At 57.7% G+C, this 5,767-nt stretch carries 6 protein-coding genes and 1 riboswitch; all 6 genes read right to left on the bottom strand.

Annotated features, from left to right (window positions below; all coding sequences use genetic code 11):
* Positions 1 to 146: 146 nt before the first annotated feature.
* Positions 147 to 836 carry a Crp/Fnr family transcriptional regulator gene (locus Q0C28_RS15420; protein ID WP_293577107.1) on the bottom strand — a complete coding sequence of 230 codons (690 nt, stop codon included), beginning with the start codon at positions 834 to 836 and terminating at the stop codon, positions 147 to 149.
* A 364-nt stretch (positions 837 to 1,200) separates the two neighbouring features.
* Positions 1,201 to 1,851, bottom strand: coding sequence for an ABC transporter ATP-binding protein (locus Q0C28_RS15415; RefSeq protein WP_293577105.1), 651 nt, complete (start codon positions 1,849 to 1,851; stop codon positions 1,201 to 1,203).
* Positions 1,838 to 2,638, bottom strand: coding sequence for a cobalt ECF transporter T component CbiQ (gene cbiQ / locus Q0C28_RS15410; RefSeq protein ID WP_293577103.1), 801 nt, complete (start codon positions 2,636 to 2,638; stop codon positions 1,838 to 1,840). The genes Q0C28_RS15415 and cbiQ overlap by 14 nt, the downstream gene beginning before the upstream one ends.
* Before the next feature lie 4 nt (positions 2,639 to 2,642).
* Entirely contained in the window at positions 2,643 to 3,224 is a 582-nt protein-coding gene (locus Q0C28_RS15405; RefSeq protein WP_293577109.1) for a cobalt ABC transporter permease, read from the bottom strand.
* Complete coding sequence (cbiM, locus tag Q0C28_RS15400) at positions 3,224 to 3,841, bottom strand: cobalt transporter CbiM (protein WP_293577101.1); 618 nt, start codon at positions 3,839 to 3,841, stop codon at positions 3,224 to 3,226. The genes Q0C28_RS15405 and cbiM overlap by 1 nt, the downstream gene beginning before the upstream one ends.
* Before the next feature lie 10 nt (positions 3,842 to 3,851).
* Positions 3,852 to 4,649 carry a DUF4198 domain-containing protein gene (locus Q0C28_RS15395; RefSeq protein WP_293577099.1) on the bottom strand — a complete coding sequence of 266 codons (798 nt, stop codon included), beginning with the start codon at positions 4,647 to 4,649 and terminating at the stop codon, positions 3,852 to 3,854.
* Between the two features lie 124 nt (positions 4,650 to 4,773).
* Positions 4,774 to 4,979: riboswitch (cobalamin riboswitch) on the bottom strand.
* Positions 4,980 to 5,767 lie beyond the last annotated feature (788 nt).

Raw genomic sequence — 5,767 nt, 5'->3', positions numbered from 1 at the left:
CACCACCGCCCGCACCAAAGCGACGCGGCCGACCACCAAAAAAGGAGAAACTGATCGCAACAACCGGCTGATCACCGAGACCAGAAAGTGGGGAATTTTACTTCGCCACTTTTGGGGATTTTTGAAACGGCATTTACAGTTGCCGTCTATGGGGCCAGATGATCAGCCCGCGCCTCATCAATCCAGTCAGACAAGGCCTGCGCATCCGGAATGACAATCGCGCCGTATTTCAGTGCGATCAGCCCTTTGGCCTCCAGCTTTTTCAACGCTTTGCCCACGGACACGCGCGAGGCACCAACTGCAAGAGCCAAATCCGATTGGCTCCACTGCAACACACCCGGCTCTGGCGCGGCGGCCAGCATGTTTTGCAACACCACGGCCGTATAGGCCGGCAAAGGCAATAGGCGCAGATCATCCAACATGTTCAGCGCAATATCGAGCCGGCTCAGGGTCGCAGGCAAAGCCGCTGCTGCAATTTCAGGATGTCGCTGCATCAGCGCCAGAAAATCAGCCTTGCTGATATAGGCCAGCGTCGTCTCCCCAACGGTGACAGCAATCTGCGTGCGCTTGCGGCCAGTCAACAGCCCCATGATGCCGATGAAATGTCCCTCGCCCAATACCGCAAGAATGGTTTCACGGCCACCCGGGCTCAGACGGCCCATGCGCACACCGCCACTACGGACGATGATCAGATGCTCGACTTCGTCACCGGTGGAGAAAATGGTGCGCCCACTTTCAAAACTGCGCCGGACCTCGCAGTCCTCAATGGCCTTTTGCAGTTCGGGACCCAACAAATCGAGGAACTTAACGCTCCCATGATCCATGAATACGGTCATAAATTGATGTTCCAGTACCTTAAAAAATGGACGCTATTTCAAATGCACAATCGGGATAAACAATCAGGACCAGCTGCCAGGATGGCACAATCATTCTATCCGTGATGAGTGTTCCGTGACTGCCTGATGCCTATGCAACCGTGGGAACATATGAGCGCACCCCATACACTTCAAGATCCACATATATGGGGTCAATTGCGACATGCCGCGCGCCTTAGGCCACGCAGGGATAGTCCTACGACGCGGCCGCACTGGGCCCTGCGATCAACCTGTTAAAGACGCACCCAAGCGATGGCCATCCGGACAGCTCAAGCAATCGGGCCAATATGGCAGCGCGACACCCAGCGACCGCCTTTTACAATGATCAGATCCGCTGCAATTGGCGCTGCTGCAGACGATAGCCTTGTGGTGCGATGGTCTGGCGGAACTCCGGGTCGTGGCTGACCAGGATCAGCGCCAGGTCTAGCCCCTGCAGAATCTGCACCAAACGCGCGTAGTTTTCCGGATCCAGCGCATTCGTCGGTTCGTCCAAAATCAGCACTTCAGGCTCCATCGCCAGCACCGTCGCCAGCGTCACCAGCCGTTTTTCCCCACCCGACAGCTTGTGGGTGACCCGGTCACGCAGGTGGGTCAACCCAAGGCGGGACAGCACGGTGTCAACGATCTCCAGCGCTTCACTCTTTGATTTGCCGAGGTTCAGCGGGCCAAAGGCCACGTCCTCCGCCACGGTTGGGCAAAACAGCTGGTCGTCGGCATCCTGAAACACCAATCCGACGCGTCGGCGGACCTCAACAAAATCGGCCTCGCATTGGCGCGGCTGATCAAAGGCAACGACAGTCCCCTCGATTGGCACCAACAATCCCATGATCAGTTTCAACAGGGTCGATTTCCCGGCCCCATTGGGTCCAACAATGGACAGCCGTTCGCCCGACTCAAGCCGGAAATCTGCGCCCTCCAGAACCGGATCCAGACCAGGATAGGCAAAGCCGATATCACGCAGTTCAATAAGCGCCATGTGCAACCTCAACCAGGATCAATGCCAGCAGAACACAGCCCATCACCACGGCAAACGCCAGGTCGGCGCGCCGCAGCCGGAACTCCTCCAGCAGGACAAGCCGACCAGTGAAACCCCGGCATTTCATCGCGGCCAGAATACGTTCAGAACGTTCAATCGCACGCACCAACATCATCCCCACCAAATAGCCAAAGCTGCGATAGGTGTGCCAATTGGTGCCGGGGCGAAACCCCCGCAATTTCATCGCAATACGCAGACGCTGATACTCTTCGCGCAGCACATCGATATAGCGGATGGTGAACATCAACAGATGCACCAGGCTGGCAGGCACTTTCAGCGAAAACAGCGCATGGCCCAGCGTGACGGGTTCCATGGATCCAACCAATGTCATCACCGCAAGGATCACGGCATTCGCGGTCAGGCCAATCTCAACAGCGCGCAGCACCCCTTCCCAACTGGCCTGCAGCCCCCAGAGGCTGAAAATCGGCGTCCCCGGCATGGTGAAAGGCAGCAGCACCAACATGAAGATGATAAAACTGTCCATCATCAACATGCGTTTCAGTGTTTGACGAAGCGCAAGTCCCGACAGCCCCAGCAGAGCCAAGGACACCACCAGCGACGCCGCAAGCGCCCAAAGCGTGTCAAAGGCCACAACCGTGACGGCAAAGACCACAGCCGCGCAGATCCGCAGCCGCGGGTCGAGGCCCACCAGAACCTGCCGCAACGGGCGGCGGTCCGCCAGCGGATCGGGGGATGGGCTGTCGCGCTCCGTCAACACATAGACCATGGCCTTACCCCTCCAACTTGCGCCGCGCGGCAAGATAGAAACCGACACCAAACAGCCCAAAGATATAGCCAATCCCGCCGAGGATCGATTGCAGGTCAGAGCTGTTGCGATAGGCGGTCAATTCTTGGCGCAGGGGGCGCAACTCCGTGCGCAGCATGGTGGCGATTTCCGCCCTTGCCTGATCCGACAGGCCCGCCGCAGACGCGCTCGCATTGAGGGTGGCTGATGTCTGCCCCGTGGTCACAGGCGCGCTCTTCGGCGCGGTCCCGAGGATCAGGGCAACCTCATCAGCGGCCATCGTGACCTCTGCCAGATGCCCCGCTCCCAGATCACCGCGAAACACATGGGTCACCGGCTGCTCAGGGGTGAACAAGAAAAAACCATCTGCATCGGTGCGTGTCTCGCCCAGCTTGGCCCCGGCATCATCAAACACCTCGATCAGCAGATCCCCAGCCATATCGCCGTTGGAAAACCCAACCTCGCCCTCGATTGCCTGCCCCGAGGGGAACACCGAGGTAATGACATTGTGGGCCAACGCCACAGACGGCAACAGACTGGCCAATGCCAAACAGATCACACGCAACATCATGCCAATCGTCCTTTGACGTCAATGAACAGTTCCGGTTTGACCCGACGGGCGAGGAAAATCGCAGCGCCTGTCAAAACGGCTTCGATCCCCATCACCGGAATATGGGCAAAGAAAACCAGTTTCGCCGCCACAACAAATTCGTCGCCCGACAGCATCAGCGAAAAGGCCACGGCCAGCGTGGTTGCCGCAATCGCCAGCCCCCCACCAATACCGCCCCAGATCGCACCGTAAAGCGGCGATCCCCGGGCCAGCAGCGGACGGATCGCCATACCAACCAAAACCGCGGGCAACGCGATGTTCACCGTATTGACCCCGAGCACGGTTAAGCCGCCAAAGCCAAAGAACACCGCCTGCAATAGCAGCCCGACGAACAGCGCCGGAAAAGCCGCCCACCCCAGCACCAATCCCGCAAGCCCATTGAGGATCAGATGCACGGAACTGGGCCCGATGGGCACATGGATCAAAGAGGCCACAAAAAAGCTCGCAGACAGGACACCTGCCGCTGGAATACGTTCCAACGGCAGGCTGCGCAGGCCCAAAGCCAGGCCACCGACGGCAGCAACAGCCCCGCCGATCACCACTGGATTGGACAATGCGCCATCAACGATATGCATCAGCCGCGGCTCACTTCAGATCCGTCGCGTCGATCCAGATCACCGCGTCCTGGCTCAGCTCTTTGCCATTGTGCGCGGTTGCAGGGCCGGAACCAAGCGCAGCAAATCCCCAATACCCAGCCTTCGGAATGCCAAAGCTGAACACGCCATTCTCATCCGCGATGGCAACGATGGCCCCGCCGGGCATTTCGCCAACAGTCGGATCGGTGGTGGAGAACTGCTCCAGATCCGGTTCGGAGGCCATATATTCGATTTCGATCTCCGCACCCGGCACCGGCTCACCATTGGCCAGCACCTGACCGGAGAAGGTGGAGCCGACAATCACATTATAAGGCTTGTTCAGCGGCAGAATTTCTGTGGCCAGGCCAACCGGCTTGTCCCAGTCGGTGGGCAGCGTGTTGCGGTTCAGCACAGATTTGGTGATCTGCTGGATGTAGATGTCCTCGCTCTCCTCATAGTAGGGCGTGGGCACCGTCACCACGACGTAGTCGCCCGAGCGCTTGACCGGGACAGAAGCGGTAAAGGCCGCTGCCTCGTTTTCAGCGCCCTTGAAGGTCGCAGGCGCGACGCGATCCATCAGATCGGTCTTTTCGCCATTGTGGATCATGTAAAACTCTTCGGGCGTTCCCATATCCATGGCGTGGCCATTGGCCATCGGGTGCCAGAAGATCAATCCAACCGGCACATCGCCCGGACGCTCAATCAGCGAGTTTTCGGTGTAGTGCAGCAGAAAATGCGCAGAGGCCGCAATTGGGCTCAGCAAAGTGGTCGAGAGTGCCAGCAATGCGGCAGTTTTATTCAAAGTCATGTCGTCCTCATTCGACATCGCAGGTTGCCCTGCAATCAGGAATGAACAACGGGGAGTAATGGCGCGGATCCGTAACAATGCCGTGCCAGACGCTCACCCCGGCGTCCGGTGAAATGGGCATCGCACAGCGTGCCCAGCGTCCGGCAGGTCTCCTGACTCGCGGGTCTTTGCTCAGCTGGCCTTCCCGGGACATCCCAGTGGCATCAATCAGCATCGCTCGCCGCTCACAGTTGCGGGGGCAGTTACGGAATTGGTCCCTTTTGGGTACGCCTCACCGTATTCCCTATTGCTTTCACCAGGTCTCGAAACGCCGGTGAAACCGAATGCCGTTTCGGAATGACAAACCGCTGTTTTCAAGTCAAGCGTTTCTCTGCCGCCGCCCGAAATCGGACAGAAAGACGACATCCAACAGCCGAATGCGACCCAAGACTGTGCCTGTCCCTGCCCTAGGCCCGCTGCGAGCCGGCGCAGTCATCACGCCGACACCGGGACGTCGCCGTAACATCGCCAGAGCACCGAACCAAAGTCCGGGACATCAAAGGCCCCTCCACATCGCCAAATGCCAGTGACCCGCATCCAAATCGGTCACCGGTCTGATCCGAGGGTAAATTCGCGCCGCATTCTTAAACTCATGTTCACTATTGTCATGAAACTTAGGCCCCGGATCTCCCGTAAGCCGCTTGGTTTGCGGGGCTGGGCGTGTGGACAACTTCCCTGAACACCCCTCGATCAGGATTTTTCATCATACCAATCATACAGTTACCACCCGCAGCTTATGTGGAAAAGCGCCGTGATGAACAGCCGGGGTCAAGCCGAGTATCAATTTAAATTTAATTTTATCAGTTGGTTACGCAGCAGATTGAAAAAACGAGCCCTGTGGATAACCCAGGGGAAAAGCCAAAAACGCGAAAACCACTTAAATCAATCTAAGGATGTGCGCGAAAATTCGGCGTGCATGCTGATTTATTGATAAAGTGCAACTAGGCAGCACACCTATAAATTCCTTATCATTCGTATTGGCTTGTGCTTCATTTCCAGCAAAACAACATGCTGGGGTGTGAAAATGGCGCGTTCGGACATGAGCGATCTGGAGTGGGAGTTCATCAAGGCAGTCTTGC

The organism is Phaeobacter sp. (assembly GCF_022825805.1).
Taxonomy (GTDB): domain Bacteria; phylum Pseudomonadota; class Alphaproteobacteria; order Rhodobacterales; family Rhodobacteraceae; genus Phaeobacter.
Note: the sequence above shows the minus strand (reverse complement) of the source record. Positions and strands in the feature narration are given on the sequence as shown.